1 protein-coding gene is annotated in these 939 nt (G+C 73.4%); it reads right to left on the minus strand.

The genetic code is table 11. The annotated features are described in order from the left end of the window. A partial coding sequence (locus tag FNX44_RS27195; RefSeq protein ID WP_153507800.1) for a MerR family transcriptional regulator occupies positions 1-678 on the minus strand: 678 nt, incomplete at its 3' end. Positions 679-939: the final 261 nt, after the last annotated feature.

Raw genomic sequence — 939 nt, forward strand, 5'->3', positions numbered from 1 at the left:
GCCCGAAGCACCCGCCTCGTCATCCCCGCCGTCGCCCGCCGGCGCGGGCCCCCCATGGCCGTAGTGCCGAGCGGAGGCGTCCGCCTGCGCCAGCCGCCGGAGCGCGGCGAGCGCGGCGTCACCGAGCAGCGTCCCCAGGACGACCCTCATCACGGTGGCCTCCAGATCGGACTCGTCCACCGTTCCGGCCACGTCCGCGGCCGCGATCCGCTCGCTGGCCTCCGCGTACTCGTCGAGTCGCCGCTCGAAGGCCTCAAGCCCCGTCTCGCGCATCGTCGCCAGCACGGCGGCGAGTGCGTGCGCGGGGACGCCCGCCGGGGAGACCCGCCACCCCCGCCGCTCGATCAGGTCGGCGACGACCCGCCGGGCCCGCGCCAGGTCCTCCTCGGAGCCGACCGCGTAGGTCGCGGTGAGCCCGCGCTGCGCCGCCCCCAGCACCTTGTGCGGAGTGCGACCCGGATCGTCGACGGCGTCCAGCACGATCTTCGCGTCCGCCACCGGGAGGCCGCCGACCTGCGTCAGCGCCCTGATCAGCCGGAGGCGTCCGAGGTGCGAATCGTCGTACCGCGCCTGGTTGGGGCTGGTGCGACGCCCGGGCGGCAGCAAGCCCTCACGCAGGTAGTACTTGATCGTCGGCACCGGCACGTCCGCCCGCTCGCTCAGTTCTCCGATGCGCATCCCGCTCCGTCTCCTCCGCCTCACGTCGGCGTCACGCACAGTCGACCGTACGCTCCGCGCGTCTCGACCGTACGCGCCGCTCCCCGGAACCCCCGCACCGCCCACACCCGTGGACCCCGCGGGTTTTCCACAGCCGACCACCCGGGTCTTGCGCACGCCACGACCATCATGGATAGTGGCGCTATCGGATAGCGGAGAGTGCCACTATCCATTCTGCTGGGAACGGAGACCGCCATGCCCGCACCCACCTCCCCACAACCC

The sequence above is a fragment of the Streptomyces alkaliterrae genome, from assembly GCF_007097205.2.
GTDB classification, from domain to species: domain Bacteria; phylum Actinomycetota; class Actinomycetes; order Streptomycetales; family Streptomycetaceae; genus Streptomyces; species Streptomyces alkaliterrae.